General features: G+C 72.3%; 24 protein-coding genes. 9 read left to right on the top strand and 15 right to left on the bottom strand.

The features are described from left to right. Positions 1-158 precede the first annotated feature (158 nt). The 4 genes from miv_RS09335 to miv_RS09320 form a co-directional block, all read right to left on the bottom strand. Positions 159-1247: an NAD(P)/FAD-dependent oxidoreductase gene (locus tag miv_RS09335; RefSeq protein ID WP_207182383.1), complete on the bottom strand. Its 1089-nt coding sequence runs from the start codon at positions 1245-1247 to the stop codon at positions 159-161. A 106-nt stretch (positions 1248-1353) separates the two neighbouring features. Then, a complete protein-coding gene (locus miv_RS09330; RefSeq protein ID WP_048430370.1) occupies positions 1354-2964 on the bottom strand; it encodes a phosphoenolpyruvate carboxykinase in 1611 nt (536 codons plus the stop codon). 230 nt (positions 2965-3194) lie between these two features. Further along, positions 3195-3962 carry a HugZ family pyridoxamine 5'-phosphate oxidase gene (locus miv_RS09325; RefSeq protein ID WP_207182382.1) on the bottom strand — a complete coding sequence of 256 codons (768 nt, stop codon included), beginning with the start codon at positions 3960-3962 and terminating at the stop codon, positions 3195-3197. A gap of 131 nt (positions 3963-4093) precedes the next feature. Further along, positions 4094-4300 carry a hypothetical protein gene (locus miv_RS09320; RefSeq protein WP_207182380.1) on the bottom strand — a complete coding sequence of 69 codons (207 nt, stop codon included), beginning with the start codon at positions 4298-4300 and terminating at the stop codon, positions 4094-4096. 39 nt (positions 4301-4339) lie between these two features. On the opposite strand from miv_RS09320, the gene miv_RS09315 reads away from it, so the two are divergent. From miv_RS09315 to miv_RS09290, 6 genes are all read left to right on the top strand, one after another. After that, complete coding sequence (locus miv_RS09315) at positions 4340-5056, top strand: response regulator transcription factor (RefSeq protein ID WP_048430384.1); 717 nt, start codon at positions 4340-4342, stop codon at positions 5054-5056. 196 nt (positions 5057-5252) lie between these two features. Then, positions 5253-7001 (top strand): sensor histidine kinase, encoded by a 1749-nt coding sequence (locus miv_RS09310; protein ID WP_058619040.1) that lies wholly within the window; start codon positions 5253-5255, stop codon positions 6999-7001. Then, on the top strand, positions 6998-7468 hold the full coding sequence (locus miv_RS09305; protein ID WP_244748930.1) for an HPr kinase/phosphorylase: 471 nt from the start codon (positions 6998-7000) through the stop codon (positions 7466-7468). The genes miv_RS09310 and miv_RS09305 overlap by 4 nt, the downstream gene beginning before the upstream one ends. 88 nt (positions 7469-7556) lie before the next feature. Beyond that, positions 7557-7958 (top strand): PTS sugar transporter subunit IIA, encoded by a 402-nt coding sequence (locus miv_RS09300; RefSeq protein ID WP_048430373.1) that lies wholly within the window; start codon positions 7557-7559, stop codon positions 7956-7958. 237 nt (positions 7959-8195) lie between these two features. Beyond that, entirely contained in the window at positions 8196-8612 is a 417-nt protein-coding gene (locus tag miv_RS09295) for an ABC transporter ATP-binding protein (protein WP_207182378.1), read from the top strand. Between the two features lie 193 nt (positions 8613-8805). Further along, the gene (locus miv_RS09290) at positions 8806-9135 is read left to right on the top strand and encodes an HPr family phosphocarrier protein (RefSeq protein ID WP_207182376.1); all 330 of its coding nucleotides are present in this window, start codon (positions 8806-8808) and stop codon (positions 9133-9135) included. A gap of 15 nt (positions 9136-9150) precedes the next feature. Here the strand turns inward: miv_RS09290 and miv_RS09285 are convergent, their stop codons facing one another. The 4 genes from miv_RS09285 to miv_RS09270 form a co-directional block, all read right to left on the bottom strand. After that, complete coding sequence (locus miv_RS09285) at positions 9151-10131, bottom strand: GNAT family N-acetyltransferase (protein ID WP_207182375.1); 981 nt, start codon at positions 10129-10131, stop codon at positions 9151-9153. Between the two features lie 103 nt (positions 10132-10234). Beyond that, positions 10235-11329: a CobW family GTP-binding protein gene (locus miv_RS09280; protein WP_207182374.1), complete on the bottom strand. Its 1095-nt coding sequence runs from the start codon at positions 11327-11329 to the stop codon at positions 10235-10237. 138 nt (positions 11330-11467) lie between these two features. Further along, positions 11468-11986, bottom strand: coding sequence for a GNAT family N-acetyltransferase (locus miv_RS09275; RefSeq protein WP_207182373.1), 519 nt, complete (start codon positions 11984-11986; stop codon positions 11468-11470). Positions 11987-11999: 13 nt separating this feature from the next. Then, positions 12000-12266 (bottom strand): hypothetical protein, encoded by a 267-nt coding sequence (locus tag miv_RS09270; protein WP_244276349.1) that lies wholly within the window; start codon positions 12264-12266, stop codon positions 12000-12002. A gap of 424 nt (positions 12267-12690) precedes the next feature. Here miv_RS09270 and miv_RS09265 point away from each other — a divergent pair, with 424 nt between their 5' ends. Genes miv_RS09265 through miv_RS09255 form a run of 3 tightly spaced genes read left to right on the top strand, consistent with a single transcriptional unit; the run spans position 12691 to position 16683 of the window. After that, complete coding sequence (locus miv_RS09265; RefSeq protein ID WP_244748929.1) at positions 12691-14016, top strand: cytochrome c; 1326 nt, start codon at positions 12691-12693, stop codon at positions 14014-14016. Positions 14017-14029: 13 nt separating this feature from the next. Beyond that, positions 14030-14509: a (2Fe-2S)-binding protein gene (locus tag miv_RS09260; RefSeq protein ID WP_207182372.1), complete on the top strand. Its 480-nt coding sequence runs from the start codon at positions 14030-14032 to the stop codon at positions 14507-14509. Beyond that, the gene (locus miv_RS09255; protein ID WP_207182371.1) at positions 14506-16683 is read left to right on the top strand and encodes a xanthine dehydrogenase family protein molybdopterin-binding subunit; all 2178 of its coding nucleotides are present in this window, start codon (positions 14506-14508) and stop codon (positions 16681-16683) included. Before miv_RS09260 ends, miv_RS09255 begins: the two co-directional genes overlap by 4 nt. A gap of 118 nt (positions 16684-16801) precedes the next feature. On the opposite strand, the gene tolB is transcribed toward miv_RS09255, so the two are convergent. From tolB to ruvB, 7 genes are all read right to left on the bottom strand, one after another. Then, the gene (gene tolB / locus miv_RS09250) at positions 16802-18142 is read right to left on the bottom strand and encodes a Tol-Pal system beta propeller repeat protein TolB (protein ID WP_207182369.1); all 1341 of its coding nucleotides are present in this window, start codon (positions 18140-18142) and stop codon (positions 16802-16804) included. A 48-nt stretch (positions 18143-18190) separates the two neighbouring features. Then, positions 18191-19561 (bottom strand): cell envelope integrity protein TolA, encoded by a 1371-nt coding sequence (gene tolA / locus miv_RS09245; RefSeq protein WP_207182367.1) that lies wholly within the window; start codon positions 19559-19561, stop codon positions 18191-18193. A gap of 16 nt (positions 19562-19577) precedes the next feature. Then, the gene (locus miv_RS09240) at positions 19578-20024 is read right to left on the bottom strand and encodes an ExbD/TolR family protein (protein WP_060845632.1); all 447 of its coding nucleotides are present in this window, start codon (positions 20022-20024) and stop codon (positions 19578-19580) included. 40 nt (positions 20025-20064) lie between these two features. Further along, the gene (tolQ, locus tag miv_RS09235; protein ID WP_048426904.1) at positions 20065-20781 is read right to left on the bottom strand and encodes a protein TolQ; all 717 of its coding nucleotides are present in this window, start codon (positions 20779-20781) and stop codon (positions 20065-20067) included. A gap of 197 nt (positions 20782-20978) precedes the next feature. After that, positions 20979-21422, bottom strand: coding sequence for a tol-pal system-associated acyl-CoA thioesterase (gene ybgC / locus miv_RS09230; RefSeq protein WP_207182365.1), 444 nt, complete (start codon positions 21420-21422; stop codon positions 20979-20981). Between the two features lie 255 nt (positions 21423-21677). Then, positions 21678-22625, bottom strand: coding sequence for a metallophosphoesterase (locus miv_RS09225; RefSeq protein WP_207182364.1), 948 nt, complete (start codon positions 22623-22625; stop codon positions 21678-21680). Continuing rightward, on the bottom strand, positions 22618-23667 hold the full coding sequence (ruvB, locus tag miv_RS09220; protein ID WP_122982833.1) for a Holliday junction branch migration DNA helicase RuvB: 1050 nt from the start codon (positions 23665-23667) through the stop codon (positions 22618-22620). The genes miv_RS09225 and ruvB overlap by 8 nt, the downstream gene beginning before the upstream one ends. Positions 23668-23710 lie beyond the last annotated feature (43 nt).

The raw sequence follows: 23710 nt of genomic DNA, 5'->3' as shown, positions 1-23710 counted from the left end.
ATCCATAACCGCTGACGATGCAGAATGAAGCGGAACGCTGCCGTCCTATCCTGTACCGTCAGCGGTCATGGATCCCGGGTTCTCGCCTTCGGCAAGCCCCAGGATGACATCGAGGGTTCGCGTCCATTCCGCTCCACTACGGGAACGCGGGATAAGGTCTACGCCCCCAACCGGTCCGCCACGTCCTGCGCCAGCGACAGGCTCGACGTCAGCCCCGGGCTCTCGATGCCGAAGAGATGCACGAGCCCCGGCAGGCCGTGCTCGGCCGGGCCGTCGATCAGGAAGTCGGCGGCCCCCTCCCCCGGCCCGGACAGTTTCGGGCGGATGCCGGCATAGTCCGGCACTAGCGCCCCGTCGGGGAGCGCGGGCCAGTAGCGGCGGATCGCGGCGTAGAACAGGCCGCCGCGGCCCGGATCGACCTCGTAGTCGGGCGCGTCGATCCACTCGACGTCGGGGCCGAAGCGCATCCGCCCGGCGAGGTCCAGGGTGAGGTGGATGCCCAATCCCCCCTCGACGGGGGCCGGGTAGATCAGCCGCGAGAAGGCCGGCCGGCCGGTGCAGCCGAAGTAATTGCCCTTGGCGAGAACGAGCCGCGGCACGCGCGCTTCCGGGTAGCCCTCGGTCGCCCGGGCGAGGCCCTGCGCCCCGAAGCTCGCGGCGTTGACCACGGCGTCGACCGTGATCTCCTCGGCCTCGCCGAAGCGGGCGGTCCAGCCCTCGGTCGAGCGGGCGAGGCGGGTGATCGGGGTGTTGAAGGCGAGCGCGCCGCCCGCCCCCTCGATGTCGCCCTGCAGCGCCAGCATCAGGGCGTGGCTATCGACGATGCCGGTCTCGGTCGAGAGGAGCGCGGCGTGGCAGGTCAGGTTCGGCTCCAGCCGCCGAGCCGCCGCGCCGTCGAGGAGCGACAGGCCCTCGACCCCGTTCTCGACCCCTTGCGCGTGGATCGCCGCGATCTTGGCGCCTTCGAGCTCCGTCGTCGCGACGATGAGCTTGCCGACCTTCGCGTGCGGCACCCCGTGGCTCTCGCAGAAGGCGTAGAGCCGGCGCCGCCCCTCGACGCAGTGGCGCGCCCGGGACGAGCCGGTCGGGTAGTACATCCCGGCATGGATCACCTCGGAATTGCGCGACGACACGCCGGTCCCGATGCCGCCCTCCGCCTCCGCCACGATCACCTCGTGGCCGCGCAGAGCCAGTTCCCGACCGATCGCGAGGCCGACCACGCCGGCACCGACGACGAGCACCATCATCGGCCGCTCCTCCCTTGGTTCTTCGCCCGATTCTTGCGGCACGACCCTACAACGAAAAAGGGCCCCTCTCCGGGGAGAAGGGCCCTCTGACGGTCAGAGCCTGAAATCAGGCGGCGATCGACATGGTCGGCTCGGCGGCCCGCACGTCGGCGTCGACATGGGCCTCGAAGCGCTTGAAGTTGTTGCGGAACATCTCGACCAGGCTCTTGGCGGTCTCGGCGAAGGCCGCTTTGTCCTGCCAGGTCTTGACCGGGTACAGGATGTGCGGCTCGACGCCCGGCACCGAGGTCGGCACCGCGAAGCCGAAATACGGGTCGCGGCGGAAATCGGCCTTGGCGAGCGAGCCGTCCAGCGCCGCGGTCAGCAGACGGCGGGTGACCCGGATCGGCATGCGGCGGCCGGTGCCGACGCCGCCGCCGGTCCAGCCGGTGTTGACGAGCCAGCAATCGACGTGGTGGCGGGCGATCAGGTCGCGCAGCAGGTTGCCGTAGACCGACGGGTGGCGCGGCATGAACGGCGCGCCGAAACAGGTCGAGAAGGTCGCCTCCGGGCCCTTCAGCCCCTTCTCGGTGCCGGCCACCTTGGCGGTGTAGCCCGACAGGAAGTGGTACATCGCCTCGGCGCCGGTCAGCTTGGCGATCGGGGGCAGCACCCCGAAGGCGTCGCAGGTCAGCATGACGATGTTCTTCGGGTGCCCGGCCTGGCCGGTGGTGCTCGAATTGCTGATGAACGGCAGCGGGTAGGCGCAGCGGGTGTTCTCGGTGCGCGAGGCGTCGTCGAAGTCCGGCAGGCGGGTGATCGGATCGATGACGACGTTCTCCATCACGGTGCCGAAGCGCTCGGTGGTGGAGTAGATCTCGGGCTCGGCCTCCTTCGACAGGCGGATCGTCTTGGCGTAGCAGCCGCCCTCGAAGTTGAAGATGCCCTTCGGGCTCCAGCCGTGCTCGTCGTCGCCGAGCAGCACCCGGTTCGGGTCGGAGGACAGGGTGGTCTTGCCGGTGCCCGACAGGCCGAAGAACAGCGCCGAGTCGCCCTCGCTGCCGACGTTGGCCGAGCAGTGCATCGGCATCACGCCCGCGCGGGGGAGCGCGTAGTTCAGGTAGGTGAAGACCGACTTCTTCATCTCGCCGGCGTAGGAGGTGCCGCCGATCAGCACGATCTTGCGCGAGAAGTCGACGGCGATGACCGTCTCGGTGCGGCAGCCGTGCCGGGCCGGGTCGGCGCGGAAGCTCGGCAGGTCGATGATGGTCAGCTCGGGCTCGAAGCCGGCCAGCGCCTCACGCTCGGGGCGGATCAGCAGGTTGCGGATGAACAGCGAGTGCCAGGCATACTCGGTGAAGACGCGGGCGCGGACCCGGTGGCCGACCTCGGCGCCGCCGAACAGGTCCTGGGCGAACAGCTCACGCCCCTCGGCATGGGCCAGGAAATCCTCGAGCAGGGTCTCGAATTGCGGGCGGGTGATGCCGCCGTTGTTCTCCCACCACACCTCGTTCTCGGTGTCGGCGTCGCGGACGACGAACTTGTCCTTGGGGGAGCGGCCGGTGTGGATGCCGGTCTCGGCGACCAGGGCGCCGCCGGCGGCGAGCTGGGCCTCGCCCCGCTGGAGGGCGTGCTCGTAGAGGCTCGGGGCCTCCAGGTTCCAGTTGACGCGCTTGAGGTTGCGGAAGCCGATCTTGTCGGCGCCGAACGCCTCGTTGAATACGCCGATGTCGTTCACGCCCGATCCTCCTGGCGCCGACCCGGGCAAAGCCGGATGGCTGCCGGTCCGAATCGGGCCGAATGACTGTTCAAGTCCGGCGCGACGACCGTGCTTGTACTTGCAAGCCGGTCCAGCGCGACGGGCCGCGACCGTTCTCCGACGGCCTCGGTGGGCAGCTGTAGTAGGCGGCGAAACTTCGCGGTTCAATCGAATTCACGGTATCCAACGGTGACAAGCTCGACTTTATGTCAGGTCCCGGGGAGCGCGCGGGCCTGGGCGGCCAGCGCCACCAGGGTCGGGCGCAGGGCGGCCGGACCCGCCAGCCGCTCCGGGAAGAGGATCCGGGCGGTGCGCTCGCCGGCGACGAGGTCGAGCCCGTCCGGGTCGATCCCGGTCAGGCGCCAGGGGCCCGGCTCCTCGCCGGCGAGCCGCGTGGCGTAGAGGGCGATGGCGTCGAGGTGATCCTCGTTCATGTGGGCGACCGCGCCGGGCTCGGAGTCTGCGAGGGTGTCGTGGCCGGAAAGATCGGTGAGGAGTTCCGCCCCGGTGAGCGTCGCGGCCCGGGCGAAGCCCCCGTTGAGGTGGCCGGCCCGGGCGACGAGACGGAAGAAGGCGAAGTCCGGGAAGTCGGCGTAGAGCGCGGCCTTCGGGTGGCGGGCGAGGAAGCGCGCCCGTATCCGGGGCTCTTCGCTGCGTTCCGCGATGCCGGTCACGGTCAGGCGCGGATGGGCCAGCGGGTCGCCCTTGCCACCCTGGGAGAGGAGCAGCGAGCAGCGCGGATCGACCTCGAGGTTGAGGGTGTGGGCCGAGAGGCGCGAGAGCAGAAGGAGCGGCGTGCCGTCGAGATCGGTCGCGACGGTGACCAGGGAGGCGAAGGGCGCGGCCCCGTCCCGCTCCAGCGTGGCGAGGGCGGCCGAGCGGGTCCGGCGCAGGAGCGCGCGGGCGAGCCCGATCGCGTCGAAGGGCGCCTCGGCGGCCGGCAGCGGCGCGGCCTGCTTCCTGTCTCCATCCGCCATGGTCTAACCCCCCTCGGCGATCGTCCCGCACCCCACCTTGGCGAGGTCCCGCGGGTCCGTCCAGGCTGCGCGACGCCGCGGCGTCGGTCCCGGGACCGGTCGCGCGAGATGGCGGCCTTCTCCCCCGGGATTCACCGCACGCGCGGCGTGCGCGTCGCGGATGCTCGCTTTTTCGGCGGGATGGCCTTAAGGGTGTCGGAATCGTGGCGCGACAGCCACTGTCCAGTCTTTTCGGCGAGAGTGGGACTGGTCGGGAGGTCGTGCCACCCGAGATCGACCGGATCGAGGTCCGCCGAGCCCGAAACGGTTTTCAGTCGGGCGTCGTTCAGCAGGACCATCGTGTTCTTGCGGACGACGCTTGCCCCCAGGGAATGCCCATGCCGACCATCGCCCTCGTCGATGACGACCGCAACATCCTGACCTCCGTGTCGATCGCGCTGGAGACCGAAGGCTACCGGATCCAGACCTACACGGACGGTGCGTCGGCCCTCGACGGCCTGAAGCACTCGCCGCCCGACCTCGCGATCTTCGACATCAAGATGCCGCGCATGGACGGGATGGAGCTCCTGCGCCGCCTGCGCCAGAAATCCGACCTGCCGGTGATCTTCCTGACCTCGAAGGACGAGGAGATCGACGAGCTGTTCGGCCTCAAGATGGGCGCCGACGACTTCATCCGGAAGCCGTTCTCGCAGCGCCTGCTGGTCGAGCGGGTCAAGGCGGTGCTGCGCCGCTTCGCCGCCAAGGAGGCGGGGCCCGGCGCCTCGGCCCGGGAGGCGGAGGCCGCCGCCGCCCGCTCGCTGGAGCGCGGCCAGCTGATGATGGATCCGGAGCGCCACACCTGCACCTGGAAGGGCGAGCCGGTGACGCTGACCGTCACCGAGTTCCTGATCCTGCAGGCGCTCGCCCAGCGCCCCGGCGTCGTGAAGAGCCGCAACGCGCTGATGGACGCGGCCTACGACGACCAGGTCTATGTCGACGACCGCACCATCGACAGCCACATCAAGCGGCTGCGCAAGAAGTTCAAGGTCACCGACAACAGCTTCGACATGATCGAGACGCTGTACGGCGTCGGCTACCGTTTCAAGGAAATGTGAGCGACTTGACCGCCAGAGTGACGATCGCGTGAGCGAGGGCTCGCCTTCCGGCGCCGTGCGCCGCCTCCTGGGCGGCCCCGGCCGCCTCCTCCAGGGCACGGGCCGCCTCCTGCGCAGCCCGGGCCGCGCCCGGGTCCGAGACCGGGTCCAAGACCGGTCCCAAGAGAAGACGGCGGATCTCAGAACCTCCGGCGAGATCGATCCGGATGCCGAAGCCGCGCGCGAGCCGTTCGGCTGGCGCTCGGTCCGGCGCTGGGTGGCACAGCGCTTCGCCTCGAGCCTGACCCGGCGCATCGTGGTCCTGAACCTCGCCGGGCTGATCGCGCTGCTGATCGGCTTCCTCTACCTCAACCAGTTCCGCCAGGGCCTGATCGAGGCCCGGGTGCAGAGCCTGCTGACCCAGGGCGACATCATCGCGGGGGCCATCGCGGCGTCCGCCACCGTCGATACCGATGCGATCACCATCGACCCCGACCGCCTGCTCCAGCTCCAGGCCGGCGAGGGCGGGTCCTTCGCCGACGAGGCGCCCTCGGGCCTCGAATTCTCCCTCAACCCCGAGCGGGTGGCGCCGCTCCTGCGCCGCCTGATCACCCCGACCGGCACCCGCGCCCGGGTCTACGACCGCGACGGCACGATGCTGATCGATTCCCGGGGCCTCTACATCCGGGGCGACCTCAGCCGGGACCCGCCGCCGCTGCGCAAGGACCGGTCGAGCTTCGTCGAGCAGGCCTGGAACGCCGTGCGCGGCTACGTGCCCTGGCTCGGCCGCTCCTCGGCGGCCGACGAGCCGGGCCCGGCGGACGGGCGCACCCTGCCGGAGGTGCAGCGGGCGCTCACGGGGGCCCGCGGCACGCTGGTGCGCCGCAACGGCCCGGGCGAGACCATCGTGTCGGTGGCGGTGCCGATCCAGCGCGGCCGCACCGTCCGGGGCGCCCTGCTGCTCTCGACGCAGGAAGGCGACATCGACAAGATCATCGCCGCCGAGCGGTTCTCGCTGCTGCAGGTCTTCATCATCGCGGCCCTCGTCATGGTGGTGCTCTCGATGCTGGTCGCCGGCCAGATCGTCGGCCCGGTCGGGCGCCTGGCGGAGGCCGCCGAGCGGGTGCGCACCGGCATCAAGTCGCGCCAGGAGATCCCCGACTTCACCCGGCGCACCGACGAGATCGGCCACCTCTCGGGGGCGCTGCGGGACATGACCCAGGCGCTCTACCGCCGCCTCGACGCGATCGAGAACTTCGCGGCCGACGTCTCGCACGAGCTGAAGAACCCGCTGACCTCGCTGCGCAGCGCCGTCGAGACCCTGCCGCTCGCCAAGACCGACGAATCGCGCGGCCGGCTGATGCAGGTCATCCAGCACGACGTGAAGCGCCTCGACCGGCTGATCAGCGACATCGCCGACGCGTCGCGCCTCGACGCCGAGCTCGCCCGGGCCGAGGCCGGCCGGGTCGATCTGAGGAAGCTCATCACCACGGTGGTGTCGGTCGCCAACGAGCGCCGGCGCCGGGGCGACGCGGCGATCGACCTCGCGGTCGAGCCGGCTCCGGCTAATGTCGAGGACCCGTTCGCGATCCTCGGCCACGACAGCCGGCTCGGCCAGGTGGTCAACAACCTCCTCGACAACGCCCGCTCGTTCTCGCCCAAGGGCGCCAGCGTCCGGGTGGCCCTGCGGCGTCGCCGCAACGCGGTCGAGCTGACCGTGGAGGATGACGGCCCCGGCATCCCGCCGCACGCCCTGGAGCGGATCTTCGAGCGCTTCTACACCGACCGGCCGGAGCAGGGCTTTGGTCAGAATTCGGGGCTCGGCCTCTCGATCTCGCGCCAGATCGTCCAGGCCCACCGGGGCACGATCCGGGCCGAGAACCGGCTCGGCCCCGCCGGGGAGGACGGCGAGCCGGCGCTGCTCGGTGCCCGCTTCATCGTCCGCATCCCGGCCCAGAGCCGGTGACCGGGGGGGAGGCGGCCACCGGCACCGTGCACGCGAGCTGCGTCGTCGTCGGCGAGGCCGGGATCCTGGTGCGCGGGGCGGCGGGGAGCGGCAAATCGACCCTGGCCCGTGACCTTCTCGGCCTCGGCGCCAGGTATGGGACGTTCGCTGCGCTGGTGGGCGACGACCGGGTCGTCCTAACCCAGCGTCACGGGCGGGTCGTGGCGCGCCCGCACCCGGTGCTCGCCGGGCTCGTCGAGGTTCGCGGTCTCGGCCTGCAAGCCGTTGACGCGACGGTGCCTTCGGCGATCCTGCGCCTCGTCGTCGACCTCGAGGACGCCGCGCCGCGGATGCCCGAGGAGGGAACGGAGACGGTCCTTCTCCGCGGGGTCCGGCTCCCCAGGATGATCCTGTCGCGAGGCCCCGGCCGCGCCGAAACGGTGTTGTGGCATTGGCGCCGCCTCCGTGTCATGATGATGACCGATTGATGCGGATTTCGCCGCATTGCTCTTGCGCTCGCCTTTGCGCTGCACAAAATGGCGGCTCGGCTCCAACGGGGCGTCGGAACTCGTGTCGATGATTGGAATGGTGCTCGTCACCCACGGCCTGCTCGCGACGGAATTCAAAGCCGCGCTGGAGCACGTCGTCGGGCCGCAAGAGCAGCTCGAGACGATCACCATCGGCCCCGAGGACGACATGGAGGTCCGTCGCAAGGACATCATGTCGGCGGTGTGCCGGGTGAATTCCGGCGAGGGCGTGGTCGTGCTGACAGACATGTTCGGGGGCACGCCCTCGAACCTCGCCCTCTCCTGCATGAACGGCGGCTCGGTCGAGGTGGTCGCCGGCATCAACCTGCCGATGCTGATCAAGCTCGCCAGCGTCCGCGACGAGGAGAGCCTCGGCGAGGCGGTGCTCCACGCTCAGGAAGCGGGGCGCAAGTACATCAACGTCGCCTCGCGGGTGCTCGCCGGCAAGTAGAGTCCGCCGGGGACCCATCGACGGGATCGACCCGAGGCCGGCCGCAACAGGCCGGAGCAGGGTGGCCCACGCGGGCCTGGCATCCTAGAGCATTTCCGACGAAGTGGATGCCGGTTCGTCGAAGAAAATGCGGCGAAACAAAGACTTAGAGAGCTTCGCGATTGCAACGCGATCGTGAAGCGCTCTAGAACGGCACGGCCGCCCCCGTTCCAGGCGGCGCCGATGCCGGGAGGCTCCGTGACTCAGGCCATCAACGACGACCGGCTGTCTCTCGACGCCGTGCCGGTCGAGGATTTGAACGCCGCCCTGCGGGTCTTTCGCCGGCTGCCGCTGGAACTCCTGGGCTTCCTGATCCTGCTGCCGGTCATCGGCATCGGCCTGTCCCGCCTCGGGACGGCCCTGTCGCCGCCCTACGGACTCTATCTCTTCGGGCAGAGCCTCGTGACCTGGGGCCTGCTCCTGATGCTCGTTCTGCTGTACGGGCTGCTGTGGTGGCGGGGACGGCAGGTCGGACGCCTCCTCAACGAGCCGAGCATCCTGGCCTCTCCGGTCGCGAGCCTGCTGTCGGTGCCCGGCGTGCTGGCCGAGCGCGCCCGGGCCCTGGGCATGGAATGGAGCGGCTTCTACGGGCCGCTCCGCCCGAGCCGGAAATAGCAGCATCGGTCGCCGCCTCGGCTCCGCCTCCGACCCTCGGTCGATCCCGGGCCCTCGCCGTCCCGATCCCGCGCTCTAGCTTTCTGCGCCGGCCCCGTTACCCTGGCGGAACCGACTTCCTCGAGACGTGCGAGAGCCGGACGACGGGCCTTTTGAGCCGGTCCCACCGGTTCCGAGCAGGTACCCCCGACCGATGACGCCCTTTGCCGACACGAACGACGAGGACGGCGAGCTGCCGCCGGTCCCCGAGGGCGCCAGCGCCCGCGACCTTCCGATCATCAACCGGCGCGGCCTGCACGCCCGGGCCTCCGCCAAGTTCGTCCAGACGGTGGAAAAATTCGGCTCGGACGTGACGGTGAGCCGGGGCGGCGAGACCGTGGGCGGGCGCTCGATCATGGGCCTTCTGACCCTCGGCGCCGCCCAGGGCACCAGCATCCGTGTCACGGCCCTCGGCCCCGACCAGGATTCCTGCATGGAGGCGATCACCGCCCTCCTCGCCAACCGGTTCGGCGAGGACGAGTAGCGGCAAGGCCTCACGTCAGGCGCGCAGGCGCAAGAGCCGCCGCAGGTCCGTCCGCTGCCGCGGCGCCCGGACGGTCCCGGCCCGCTCCACCGTCACCACCGCCTCGATACGGGCGGGCTCGGCGGCCGAGACCGGCGCCTGCGCGAGGCACAGGCCGGCCTGGCGCCAGATCGTATCGTGCCGTCCGGTCGCAAGATGGATGGCGGCCGCCACCACCTCGCCGTCGCGCCGCACGAGATCGACGCAGGCCTGCCGCCGATGGGCGAAGCGCCGCGTCACCACCCGGAAGGCCGTGGCGGTCGCCGGGTCGGCAAGGAGGCTGTCCGCGCCGCGCCGCGCGTCGAGGACCAGGAAATGCTCGACCGCGTCGCGCAGCCGCGCCGGATCCCGCACCCGCTCCAGGGAGGTCCGGCCCGCCGGCAGGGTCAGGGGCGCCGGCACGGCCGCGCGCGGGGCGGCCTGCTCGGCGAGCGTGAGACGCCGCCCGGTGCCGCCCGCCGCCTCGCCCAGCGCGACCGCCAGGGCCGAATCGGGCCGCAGGTCCGGCCACAGCAGGTCGACGAGATGGAGCGGCGAGCCGCGCAGGTGGTCGAGGGCGGCGCGCAGGACGACATTGGCGTATCCGGCATCAATCGCCGCTTCGGCGCTGCCGGCGAGCGGCAGGCGCCAGAGCCGGGCCCGTCCGGCCATCGCCTGGTGAGCGGGCAGCCGCAGCGGCAGTGCCCCGCGCAGGATCGGCGTCCGCAGCCCGTCCTGCCAGACCAGCAGCACCGCGAGGGTCTGCCCGTTGGCGAGGTGCTGAGCCATCGTCAGGGCGAAGTCGGGATCGGCGTAGACGCTCGGATCGAGCGCCCGCGCCATCAGGCTGCGCCAGGCCTCCACCTCCGGTTCCCGCAGCGAGGCGGGATGGCGCAGTTCCGCCCGCAGGCTCACCGCACCGGCCGCGGGAGCACCCTGGGTCAGCCCGCCCTGGATCAGCGTGAAGGGAGTGCTCATCGCAGCCTCGTTCCGGATCATCCGTCCCGAAACGGGACGCGGGCGCTGCCCCTGCGGCCGTGCCGGGCGGAGCGCTTCAAGACCCGTGCCGGAGCCGCGGGGCTCAACCCCCCGGGATCGCCAGCGGGTTGTCGGTCAGCGCCGCGGCGTCCGGCGCATCCACCGCCGGCCGGCCCAGGAAGGCATCCCAGAGCCGGCGCACGAAGGCCGGATCGAGGTCGCGCACGATCAGCACCAGCCGCGAGCGGGTGTCGTCGTCCGGCCAGGCCGGCAGCACCGCCGGGGTGTGGACGACGTGCTGCACCCCGTGCACCACCACCGGCCGCCCCGGATCGTCGGCGAGCGCCACCAGCCCCTTGAGCCGCAGGAGCTTCGGCCCGTGGGCGGAGCGCAGCAGGTCGAGGAACATCTCGAAGGTGCCCCGCGGCACCGGCGCGTCGCTCACCAGATGGAAGGCCCGGATCGCCGCGTCGTGCCGGTTGACGTCGTGGTGGTGGTGGCCGTGATGATGATGGTGGTGGTGATCCTGCGCCTCGGCGCCGAGCCACGCCCGCACGTCGGCGACCTTGCCGTCGAGGTCGAACAGGCCGCCCAGGAAGTCGTCCGCCGGCGCGTCCGGCGCCAGGATCGGCGCAGCCGGATTGATCGCCGACAGGCGCGCGCGCAGGGCCGCGGCCTCCGCGCCCGGAAGGTCGGCCTTCGTCAGCACCAGCCGGTCCGCGACCGCGACCTGGCGCAGGGCCTCCGGGTGGGCATCGAGCGTGCCGGGACCGTTGACCGCGTCCACCACCGTGACCACGCCCTGGAGCGCGTACCGCATCGCCACGTAGGGGTGGTAGAGGATCGCGTGCAGGATCGGCGCCGGGTCGGCGAGGCCGGTGGTCTCGATCACCACCCGGCGGAACGGCTGGATCCGGCCGTTGTCGCGCTTGCGCAGCAGATCCTCGAGGGTCGCGATCAGGTCGCCCCGCACGGTGCAGCACAGGCAGCCCGCGCCGAGCAGGATCATCCCCTCGTCCACCGTCTCGATCAGCAGGTGGTCGAGCCCGACCTCGCCGAACTCGTTGACGATGACCACGGTGTCGGCGAGTTCCGGCGCCCGCAGCAGCCGGTTGAGCAGGGTGGTCTTCCCGGCGCCGAGGAAGCCGGTGAGGATCGTGAGCGGGATCGGCGTCGGGCGGCCGGGGGCGTCGGTCATGAGGTGCGGTCTCGGGTGAGGTCGTGAGGGCGTCGCGCCCTGCAGATGGGAAGCGGAATGGCCATGCGGGATGGGTACGCCGCCTGTCGAGGGCCGGCGGCCGTCAGCCCCGGCCACGCGGCCGGAACCGGATGCCCCTCACGGGAGGTCGCGCCGCATCAGCGCGTAGGGCTTGTCCCGGTACGCGAACCGCTCGACCGTCCGCCATCCGATCCGGGCATAGAGCGGCTCGGCGGTGCGGGTGTAGAGCCACAGCGTCGCGACACCCGACGCCGCCGCCTCGACCTCGATCGCGGCGACGAGCCGGACGGCGTGGCCGCGGCCGCGAGCGTGGGGCGGAACGTAGACGCCGGCGAGCCAGGGGGTGAGGTCGGGCCGCGGGTCGAGGTCGTGGGCGACCAGGCTCGCCATGCCGACGGGCTCGCCGCCGGCGAGCAGGACCAGCGTGCGGGGCATCGGGCCCGGTCCGGCAGCGGTCGCGGCCTCGGCGGCGGCGACCTCGGACAGGCTGCGGCCCTGGCCCCGCGCAAACGCCTCCCAGCGCCAGCGCGCGGTGACGGCGGCGAGGTCGGGCCGCTCGGACGTGGCGACGATCATCGGCATCGCCAGTACGCGGGCCCGCTCCACGGCGCGAGCCGGGGTCGGAGGCCGCCCCATACCAGCCTTCGATTCAATGCCAGCCCTGGCCGAAGCGGCCGGTCGAATGCAGCAGGGTATGCCCGCAATCGAGGCAGAGGTAGCGGGTCTCGACACCGCCGCCGAAGGCTTCGACCACCGGCGTCGAGGCCACGACCATCAGGCGGGCATGGGGCCGCTCCTGCCAATGCGCGCGCATCTGGCCGCAGCAGGCGCGGCAGGCCGCGTCGTCCTCGCTCATCCGCGGTGGCCCGGGGCGGGCCTGGAAACTCTGCTGGGCCATGAAATTCTGACGGGCCATGAGATTCTGCTGGGCCATGAAATGCTGCCGAGCCGTACGGCGTCGGCCTCGTGCGGGGACGCCGCATCCGGACACGACCCCGGAGAGAATCGCCCGTCGGCCCCGCGGGATCGGCAAGATCGGGACCGGCAGGCCGGGCGGGCGAGGGATCGTCCGCACGACGGGACCGCGGCGCGGCTCCGCCGCCGGTCCATGACGGCCGAGCCTCACGGGGACCGCCGCAACAGCCCGGACGATAGCATTGTTTCGCAGGATTGCGGCAAGACCTTGCGGCAGACCGTGCGGTTCACCCCGGCGCTCATTCCGCCCGCGTCACCGCCGCCGCGGCGCGGGCGGGCCTGTCGCGGAACCTCGACGGGAGGCCCCGGTTGTCCCGCGTGCCGGAGGGCCCGCCCTCCATCGGAATCCTGTCGCGGGAAGGGCCGTGAGGCGTCGCCGGATCGCCGTCTGGCTGGGAGCGGCGGTCCTCGCCGGGGTCGCGGGCTTCGGGATTATCGCGTGGCGTTCCGCCATCGCGCCGGGCGGCCCCGCCGCGGGCGAGGTCGCGGCCGAGCCGGTGGCCCGGGGCGCGGTCCTCGCCGCGCTGGGCTACTGCGCCTCCTGCCACACGGCGGAGGGAGGCCGGCCCTACGCCGGCGGGCGCGGGGTCGCGACACCGTTCGGCACGATCTATTCCACCAACATCACGCCGGACGCCGAGACCGGGCTCGGCCGCTACACGCTCCCCGCCTTCGCCCGGGCGATGCGCGAGGGGGTCGACCGCGAGGGGCGCCACCTCTACCCGGCCTTTCCCTACACCCACTATGCCGGCCTGGCCGACGCCGACATCGCCGCCCTATACGCCTTCGTGATGACCCGCGAGCCGGTGCGGCAGGCGGCGACGCCGAACGCGTTGCCGGCACCGCTGTCGTGGCGCCCGCTGATCGCCGGCTGGAAGCTGCTCTTCGCAAGCGCCCCGGCGAGTCCGGTCGACCCGCGCCGCTCGCCGGACTGGAACCGCGGCGCCTACCTCGCCGAGGCGCTGAGCCATTGCGGCGCCTGCCACACCCCGCGCAACCTCCTGGGCGCCGAGATCCGCTCCAAGGCCTATGCGGGCGGCGAGGCCGACGGCTGGTGGGTCCCGCCGCTGGACCGCTCCTCGCCCTCGCCGCTCGCCTGGAGCGAGGACGACCTCGCCCGCTACCTCGCCGAGTGGGACCCGCAGCACGGCGGCGCCGGCGGGCCGATGCGGCCGGTGGTCGAGGCGCACCGTACCGTGCCGGCGGGCGAGATCCGGGCGCTCGCCGCCTACGCGGCGACGCTCTACGGCCCGGGCCCGGCCGGCAGCCGCACCGGCCCGGTCGACCGGGCGGTCCCGGAGAACGATCCGGCGCTGGCGCGCGGGGCCGCGACCTATGCGGGCGCCTGCGCGACCTGCCACGAGAGCGGCGGCGGCGCGGCCGGCGGCGTGCCCTACACCACCCCCTCTCTCGGTCACCGCACGACCCTGCGAGCGCCCGACCCGCGCAACCTGATCCTGACCCTGCGCGATGGAATTTCACCGCGAGAGCATGCGCCGGGGCCGATCATGCCGGCCTACGGGACGATGCTGACGCCGGCCCAGATGACCGACCTCGCCGCCTACCTGCGGGCCCGCTTCAGCCCGGACGGGCCGTGGCCCGATCTCGACGGGACGGTGCGGCGGCTGATGCGTGAGACGGCCCGGCCGGACGTCCGCAGGCCGGGCGCCAGAGCGGAGGCGACGCCGTGAGGAGATACCGCCGATGCCGACCCTGACGGTGAACGGCCGGGTCCGGACGGTCGCGGCCGAGCCCGACACCCCGCTGCTCTACGTCCTGCGCGACGAGCTGGGGCTCAACGGCGCCAAGTTCGGCTGCGGGCTCGGCCAGTGCGGCGCCTGCACGGTGGAGGTCGAGGGCCGGGCGGTCCTCTCCTGCCTCACCCCGATCGGCGTGCTGGAGGGGCGCCCGGTCACCACCGTCGAGGGCCTGGGCTCGCCGGAGGCGCCGGGCCCGCTCCAGGCCGCCTTCATCGCCGAGAACGCGGCGCAATGCGGCTACTGCATCGCCGGCATGGTGATGCGGGCCCACGCCCTGCTGCGGGCGAACCCGCATCCGAGCGAGGACGAGATCCGGGCGGCCCTGCGGCTCAACCTGTGCCGCTGCGGGACGCATATGCGGATCCTCGCCGCGGTGCGGCGGGCCGCCGGGGAACCCGGCCCGGCCGCGGGAGGCGGGTCGTGACAGCGCTCACCCGCCGGGCGCTGCTCGTCGGCGGCGCGCTCCTCGTCGGGGTCGGCCCGGCCCGGGCGGCGCTGCCCGGCAGCCTGGCCGAGGCGCCGCGGATCGACGCCTGGATCCGCCTCGACCCGGACGGCAGCGTCACGGTGCTCACCGGCAAGGCCGAGCTCGGCCAGGGGATCAAGACGGCGCTGATCCAGGTCGCCGCGGAGGAACTCGGGCTCGATCCGGCGGCCCTCCGCCTCGTCACCGCCGACACCGAGCTGACCCCGGACGAGGGCTACACCGCCGGCAGCCACTCGATGCAGGATTCCGCGACCGCGATCCGGCTCGCCGCCGCCGCCGCGCGGGCGCTCCTCGTGCAGGCGGCCGCGCTCCGGCTGGGCCTGCCGGCGGAATCCATGAGCGTGGCGGACGGGATGGCGGCAGCGCCGGACGGACGCCGGCTGCGCTTCAGCGAGCTGGCCGCCGAGGTCGATCTCGACGCGCCGGTGCCCGAGGCGACGGCGTTGCGCGTGCCTGCGGCCCATACGGTCGTCGGCCGGCCGCTGCCCCGGGTCGACATCCCCGCCAAGGTCGCGGGCGGACCGGCCTACGTCCAGGACATCCGCGCGCCCGGCATGGTGCATGCCCGGATCCTGCGGCCGCCCCGCCCGGGCGCCCGCCTCGTCGCGCTCGACGCCGATTCGGTAGAGTCCCGGCCCGGGGTGATCCGGGTCCACCGCGACGGCGACTTTCTGGCGGTGCTGGCCGAGCGGGAATACGCGGCCGTGACCGCGGTGCGGGCGCTCGCGGCGCACGCCGTCTGGCAGGGCGGCACCCCGGTGCCGGAGCCCGACGCGCTGTTTGCCGACCTCGCGGGGCGGGAGGCCAAGCGCACGATCATCCACGAGGCCGACGCCGGCACGCCGGTGCCGGCGGGGCGCACGATCACCGCGCGATACCGCCGACGCTACCAGATGCACGGCTCGATCGGCCCGTCCTGCGCGGTGGCGGAGTTCGACGGCACCCGCCTCACCGTCTGGTCGCACGCGCAAGGGATGTTCCCCCTGCGCAAGGCGCTGGCCGAGATGCTGGCGCTGCCCGAGGCACAGGTGCGCTGCATCCACGTCGAGGGCTCGGGCTGCTACGGCCATAACGGCGCCGACGATGCGGCGGGCGACGCGGCGTTGCTGGCCCGCGCCCTGCCGGGCCGGCCGGTGCGGGTGCAGTACACCCGCGAGCAGGAGCACCTGTGGGAGCCCTATGGCGGCGCCATGATGACGGAGGCCTCCGCCGTGCTGGGACCGGACGGGCGCATCGCCGACTGGGTCTACGCGGTGCGCAGCCCGACCCACCTCACCCGCCCGCCCGGCGCCGGCCAGCTGCTCTCGGCCCGGATGCTGGAGAGGCCGTTCCCGGCCCCGCCCCCGAAGGCGCTGCCGCAGCCCGAGGGCGGCGGCGACCGCAACGCCATCCCGCTCTACCGCTTCGCCCGGGCCCGGGTGGCGCACGATTTCGTCGCCGCGATGCCGCTCCGGGTCTCGGCCCTGCGCAGCCTCGGCGCCTACATGAACGTCTTCTCGATCGAGAGCCTGATGGACGAGGCGGCGGAGGCGGCGGGCGCCGATCCGGTCGCTTTCCGGCTCGCCCATCTCGACGACCCCCGTGCCCGTGCCGTGATCGAGGCGGCGGCCGAGCGGTTCGGCTGGGGAGCGGCGCTGCCCAAGGGCCGCGGCGCCGGCTTCGCCTTCGCCCGCTACAAGAACCTCGCCGGCTATTGCGCGGTCGCGGTCGAGGTGGCGGTGGAGCGCGAGAGCGGGCGGGTCCGGCTGGTGCGGGCGCAGGCGGCGCTCGATGCCGGCGAGATCGTCAACCCGCACGGGCTTCGCGACCAGATCGAGGGCGGGATCATCCAGGCGATGAGCTGGAGCCTGTTCGAGGCGGTGGCGCACGATGCGACGGGCCCGACGAGCCGCGACTGGAGCACCTACCCGATCGCCCGCTTCCCCGACATTCCCGAGCGCCTGGAGGTCCACCTGATCGACCGCCCGGGAGCGCCGTTCCTCGGCGCCGGCGAGGTCGCCCAGGGCCCGACCGCCGCGGCCCTGGCCAACGCGATCCGGCAGGCCGCGGGCGTGCGCCTGCGCGAATTGCCGATGCGGCCGGAACTGGTGAAGGCGGCGATCGGGGTGTGAGGCCGCCGCGTCGTCGAGCGGATTCGTTCGAAGGCGCCGGGCCAAGCCCGAACGGGCGCCGCCGCTAAGGCACGATGGAATAAAAGGGCCGGCCCGTCCCCGGGCCGGCCGCTCTGCCTTACCGCTGCGGATCGATCAGCGGCGACCAGGTCGGGTCGGAGGCGTAGGACGGGGTCGGGACCGGCTGCTCGACCTTGCCGGTGATGTCGACCATGTAGAGCTTGCCGCCGGCCTGGCCGCCGGGATCGCGGAAGAAGATCAGGTACTGGCCGTTCGGTGCCCAGGTCGGACCCTCGTTGTGGAAGCCCTCGGTCAGCACCCGCTCGCCGGTGCCGTCCGGTTTCATGACGCAGATCGCGAACGAGCCCTTCCGCTGGCGGGTGAAGGCGATGTAGTCGCCCCGCGGCGACCAGGCCGGCTGCGAGGCCGAGCCGTCGCCGAAGGTCAGGCGGCGCGGGTTCGAGCCGTCGGCGCCCATGACGTAGACCTGCTGCTGGCCGCCGCGGTCGGATTCGAACACGATCTCGCGTCCGTCCGGCGAGAAGGACGGCGAGGTGTCGATGGCGTTGGCGTTGGTGATCCGGGTCTGGGCCTTGGAGGCGAGGTCCATCACGTAGATGCTGGCATTGCCGCCATCCTGGTCGCTCATCACCAGGCGGCGCCCGTCCGGCGAGAAGCGCGGGCTGGTGCTCATCTCGGCGTTGGTGGGGATCACCTGCCGGGCGCCGGTCGCGAGGTTGATCACCTGCACCCGCGGCTGCTGGCCGGTGACCTGGGCCATGTAGGTGATGTCTTGCGTCGAGGGCGAGTAGCGCGGCGCCACCACCGAGGCCTCGCCGCTCGTCAGGTAGCGCACGTTGGCGCCGTCCTGGTCCATGATGGCGAGGCGCTTGCGGCGGTGCTCCTTCGAGCCCGACTCGTCGACGAAGGCGACGCGGGTGTCGAAGAAGCCGCCGATGCCGGTGATCTTGGTGTAGACCGCGTCCGAGATCAGGTGGCCCATCCGGCGGGCGTTGGCGCCGTCGCCCGCATATTGCTGGCCGACCATCTGCTGGCCCGACAGCACGTCCCAGAGCCGGAACTCGGCCTTGAGCTTGCCGGTGCCGTCGCGGGTGACGCGGCCCGTCACGAGGCCCTGCACGCCGATGTCCTTCCAGGCGGAGAAGTTCGGCGCGGCGTCGAAGTTCGGGCTCTCGGGGAAGCGGGCCTTCTCGACCGGCGTGAAGTAGCCCGAGCGCTTCAGGTTGTTGGTCACGATGCCCGAGAGCGTCGGGCCGAGGCTCGGATCGCCGGAAAAGTCCGCGATGGCGATCGGCATCGGCTGGAAGGCGCCGCCGGGGCCGATGCGCAGGTTGAGCTGGGCCTGGGCCGGCGTGGCGAAGCCGGGCATCAGGCCGGCGGCGAGGCACAGCCACAGGAGCGCGGCGAGCGCGGGACGCAGTCGCGAGGGGGAGTGCATGCAGGGGACGTCCGTCGTGTGGTGAGGCAGGCGGCCGGTGGGGTCTTTTCAAGCCCGCGGCAGCTCGAACTCCGCGTTGATGACCCGCCAGTCGTTGTAGAACGGCGCGAACTGGGCCGGGATGCGGAAGGGCGCGCAGCGCCGCACCGCCCGCACCGCGGCCTCGGCGATCGACCGGTCGACCGCGCTGCCGCCGGCGCGCAGGATGCGCGGATCGGTGGTGAGCGAGCCGTCCGGATTCAGGCGGATGTCGAGCTGGGGCAGCACGATGCCCTGCGCGGCGCCGGGCGGCGCCGAGTAGCAGCGCTCGATCTGCTGCTGCAGCAGGCCGACCAGGGCGTCGCGCTGGCTCGGGTTGAGCCGCTGCGAGGTGCCGGTGGCGGCGCCGAGCGCCGCCGTACGCTGGACCTCGCGGCCGGTGGCCCCGGTCGATTGCGACGGCCCGTGCGCCGCCAGCATGTCGCGGATCGAGCCCGAATTGAACTTGGCGGCGAGCTCGGCCTGGCGCTTGGCCTTGGCCTCCGCGGCGGCCTTGGCACGGGCATCCGCCACCGCCTTGGCCTTTGCGGCGGCCTCGGCCTTCGCCTTGGCTTCCGCGGCGGCGTGGGCCTTGGCTTCGGCTTCCGCCTTGGCTTCGGCCTTGGCCTTCGCGTCGGCCTCGGCGCGGGCCTTGGCTTCGGCCTTCGCCTTCGCGGCGGCCTTGTCCGCCGCGGCCTTCTCGGCAGCGGCCTTCGCTTCGGCCAGTTCCTCGCGCCGGATCGCCTCGGCCTCGGCCTTCTCGGCAGCCGCCTTCTCGGCGGCGGCCTTGGCGGCGGTCGCAGCGGCCTTCTCGGCCGCAGCCTTCGCAGCTTCCTTGGCGGCTTCCCTGGCGGCGGCTTTCGCGGCCTCCTTTGCTGCCTCCTTGGCGGCTTCCTTGGCCTCGCGCTCGGCTTCCGCCTTGGCCTCGCGCGCCTCGGCGTCGGCCTTGGCCTTCGCGGCGGCGGCCGCAGCCGCGGCGGCAGCCTTCTCGGCATCGGCCTTGGCGGTGTCCGGGCGGGCCGGCGGCATCGGGGCGGGCTCGGGCTGCTCGAGGGCCGGGCGCAGGGGCGGCGTCGGCATCTCCTCGGCGTTGGCGACCTTCATCTCGGGCGGGCGCGTCGGCGGGGTCGGCACGTCGGCCTTGGCCTCGCCGGGATCGTTCTCCCGCTGCTTGTCGGCGACGCGGTCGGCCCGCGGGCTCTTGGCCGGGGCGTCGCCGTCGCGCTGGCCCTTGGTCAGTTCGGAGAACTGGTTCTCGGTGATGACCTCGACCGGCACGCCCTCCTCGGCCTGCGGCAGCACGTGCGAGGCGGCGGCGAACAGCGCCAGCCCGATCAGCACCACGTGCGCGCCGGCCGACACCCAGACGCCGGGCTCGGACCTGTCGAAGGGAAACACCACGGCGAACCCCGCCCTACTAACGCTGGTCGGGCTCGGTCACGAGGGCGACTTTCTTGAAGCCGCCGCCCGTCACGATCGCCATCACCTGGGCGACGCGGCCGTAATCGACCCGCTTGTCGCCGCGCACGAAGACCCGTTCCTCGAAGCCGTCCTTGGCGGTGGCCGAGAGCTTGGCCACGATCGTATCGTCGGTCAGTTCGTCCTCGCCGAGGAAGACCTGGCCGGTCTGGCGGATCGAGAGGGTGACCGGCTTCGAGTCCTGGTTGAGCGGCGCGGCCTTGGTCTGCGGCAGGTCGAGGGGCACGCCGACCGTCATCATCGGCGCGGCCACCATGAAGATGATCAGGAGCACCAGCACGACGTCGATGAACGGCGTCATGTTGATCTCGTTGATCGCGCCGCCGCCCCGCCGGCCGCGCCGACGGCGCCCGCCGCCCTGGGCCGCTCCGGTGGCCATGCTCATTGGGTTCGATCCCTGTCCGAGAGGGGGGACGCGCGCCGGCTCAGGCCGCCAGCGCCATGCGCTCGTCGATCTGCCGCGACAGGATCGCCGAGAACTCGTCGGCGAAGCCCTCGAGGCGCCCCTGCGCCTTGGCGACCGAGGCCTGGAGCTTGTTGTAGGCGAGCACCGCGGGAATCGCCGCGAACAGGCCGATCGCGGTGGCGAACAGCGCCTCGGCGATGCCCGGCGCCACGACCGCGAGCGAGGTGTTCTTCGAGGCGGCGATCGACGTGAAGGCGGTCATGATGCCGAAGACCGTGCCGAACAGGCCGATATAGGGGCCCGCCGAGCCGATCGAGGCGAGGAACAGCAGGCGCGATTCCAGCCGCTCGACCTCGCGCTGGATCGTCACGTCGAGCACCTTGTCGATGCGCTGGCCGAGGCTGCGGATCGAGCGGCCCGAGCCCTCGTAGGAGCGGCGCCACTCGCGCATCGCGGCGACGAACAGGGCGGCGAGCCCGCTCGCCGGCTTGTCGTTGTAGGCGCGGTAGAGCTCCTCCAGCGGCCGGCCGGACCAGAACTCCTCCTCGAAGGCGTCCATCTCCGCCTTGGTGCGGCGAAACAGCAGCGTCTTGTCGACGATGATCGACCAGCACCAGATCGAGGAGCCGAGGAGGCCGAGCATCACCACCTTGACGACGAAATGGGCCTGCCAGAACAGGCCGAACATCGTGATCTCGGCCACGGGCATCGCCTGGGCGGCGTCGGCGGGATTCATGCGGCTTTCCTCGCGTCGCGGGCCGAGGGACGGACCGCTGGCACTCCAACCGGGATCGGGGCTTGTCGTATCGTGTCTCGATCGCGCCCGAATCTGTCGAAAGTATGGGCCGGCGCCCCGCGAGGGAGCGTTCGCCCGCCGCGAGTTAAGCCCCCGGCAGGGTTAAGGAATGGTGAGCGGGATCCCGTCGGCTCGCCTCAGGGCCGGCCGAGGCGCCGGCGCAGGGCCTCCGGCAGGCGCACCGCCCGGCCGTCGCGCACGCAGGCCACCACCACCTCGGCCCGCACCAGCACCTCGTCGCCGCGGCGCACCTCCTGGTCGAGATGCATCGAGGCGCCGCGCAGCTCGCGGGTGGCGGTCAGCACCGTGAGCGCGTCGTCCATGAGGGCGGGCTTGAGGTAGTCGAGGGTCATGCGCCGCACCACGAAGACGAGGCCGTCCGCCTCCCGGTGCAGGTCCGACTGGTCGCCGGCGAGCCCGCGCAAGAGCTCGGTCCGGCCCCGCTCCATGAAGCGCAGGTAGCTCGCATGGTAGACGAAGCCGGAGAAATCCGTGTCCTCGTAGTAGACGCGCACGGGAAGGGCGTGGGCATCCGGGGGCAGGGTTTCGGTCACGCGGGGTTCGTCCTCAGTCTCATCCATTCGCGCTTGAGGTGTCTCAGCCGAACTGAGGCCGACAAGTCGCGCGCTTCCCCTCTCCCGTGTGGGAGAGGGGTCAGGGGTGAGGGTGGCTCGGCTTCCGTGTGAAGCACCGAACGTCGTGCTGGCGGCGGTACGGTCGAGTTCCGTTCGGAAGCGTGTCACCCTCGTGCGATCTTCGATCGCCCCTACCCCTCTCCCACACGGGAGAGGGGATCCCGCGCTTTTTACTTCAAACGGGATCAGGGGAAAAATGCATCAGACGGTGGCATCCGCCCCCAGCTCCACCACCACGATCTCCGGCGGTACCCCGAACCGGATCGGCGCGACGCTGAGGCCGAGCCCCCCGGAGATCACGAGGTCGCTCGCCTCGCGGACATGGCCGTAGACGAAGCGGCGGGGGTAGCGCGACGGCACCACCGGCGACCAGCCGAAGAGCCGCACTTGGCCGCCATGGGTGTGGCCCGACAGGGTGAGCGCCACCCGGGCCGGAACGTGGGCGAAGATGTCGGGCTCGTGGGCGAGCAGGATCATCGGGGCGCCGTCCGGCACCGCCGCCAGGGTGGCGGGCAGGTCGTCCAGGCCGACCCGACCGCGGCTGCCGCGGCGCCGAACCGGATGCAGAGCGAGCTGATCCTCGAGCCCGGCGAGCCAGACCGGGCCGGCCCTGGTCGCGAGCGGCACCGCCTCGTTCGACAGGAGCCGGATGCCGTTGCGCATCAACGCCGTGCCGGCGGCGGTCGGGCCGCCGCCGCGGCGCAACGCCTCCGGATCCTCCCACCAATCGTGGTTGCCGAGCACCGCGTAGACGCCGAGCGGCGCCGCGAGCCGGCCCAGCACCGGCGCCCATTCGGCCGCCGGGATGACGCGGGTGACGTAGCGCTGGCCCACCATGAAGTCGCCGACGAGCACCACGAGGTCGGCCCCGAGTGCGTTGGTCGCGTCCACGATCCCGGCGATGCGCTCCAGGCTCATCCAGGGGTCGCAGGCGTGGATGTCGGTCAGAACCGCGATGCGTAAGGAGAGCCCCGCCGGCCAGGGTGCGGCGGGGTTCGGCCTGATCGCGTAGCGGGTCACGATCTGGCGGAACGGCTCGATCCCGGTGGCGTAGGCGCCGGTCGTCGCGCCCGAGAGCGCGACGAGGCCCGCCCCCTGGAGCACCCGGCGACGGGTGAAGAGGCGGTACCCCCTCCCCTGCTCACGCATCCTCGTCCCCGGTGAAGAGGCCGAACTGCACGGTGGGGTCGCGGTTCGGCTCCGGCAGGCCGAGATGGCGGAAGGCGTGGGCGGTGAGCACCCGGCCGCGCGGCGTGCGCTGCACGAAGCCCTTCTGGATCAGGTAGGGCTCGATGATCTCCTCGATCGCGTCGCGCGGCTCGGAGAGCGCCGCCGCGATGGTCTCGACCCCGACCGGCCCGCCGCTGAACGAATGGGCGATGACGGTGAGGTACTTGCGGTCCATCGTGTCGAGCCCGGCGGGATCGACGTCGAGCAGGCGCAGCGCCCGGTCGGCGATGGCGCGGGTGATGGTGGGGGCGTCCTCCACGATGGCGAAGTCGCGCACCCGGCGCAGCAGCCGCCCGGCGATGCGCGGCGTGCCGCGTGCCCGCTTGGCGATCTCGTTGGCCCCGTCCGGCGCCATGCCGATGCCGAGCACCCGGGCGCCGCGGCTGACGATGAGTTCAAGTTCGTCGATGTCGTAGAATTCGAGCCGGACCGGGATGCCGAAGCGGTCGCGCAACGGCGTGGTCAAGAGCCCCGCCCGGGTGGTGGCGGCGACCAGCGTGAACTTCGGCAGCTCGATCTTCACCGAACGGGCGGCCGGGCCCTCGCCGATGATGAGGTCGAGCTGGTAATCCTCCATTGCCGGATAGAGGATCTCCTCCACCGCCGGGTTGAGGCGGTGGATCTCGTCGATGAACAGGACGTCGCGCTCTTCGAGGTTGGTGAGCTGCGCCGCGAGATCCCCGGCCTTGGCGATCACCGGACCGGAGGTCGAGCGAAAATTCACGCCGAGTTCGCGGGCGACGATCTGGGCGAGCGTGGTCTTGCCGAGGCCGGGCGGGCCGACGAACAGGACGTGGTCGAGGGCCTGGCCGGTCTTCTTCGCCGCGTCGATGAACACCTGGAGGTTGGCGCGGGCCGCCTTCTGACCGGTGAAGTCGGCGAGGCTGAGCGGCCGGATCGAGGCGTCGGTGTCGTCCTCGCGGCGCTCGGGGGTGAGGAGGGCTTTGGGCTGCTTGCTCAAGCGGGACCTGGCGCGTGGCTCGTGTCGGCGGCGCGAGGCCGGC

It is taken from the genome of Methylobacterium indicum, assembly GCF_017347565.1.
Lineage (GTDB): Bacteria > Pseudomonadota > Alphaproteobacteria > Rhizobiales > Beijerinckiaceae > Methylobacterium > Methylobacterium indicum.
The sequence above is the reverse complement of the archived record's forward strand: the minus strand, read 5'-3'. Positions and strand labels throughout refer to the sequence as shown.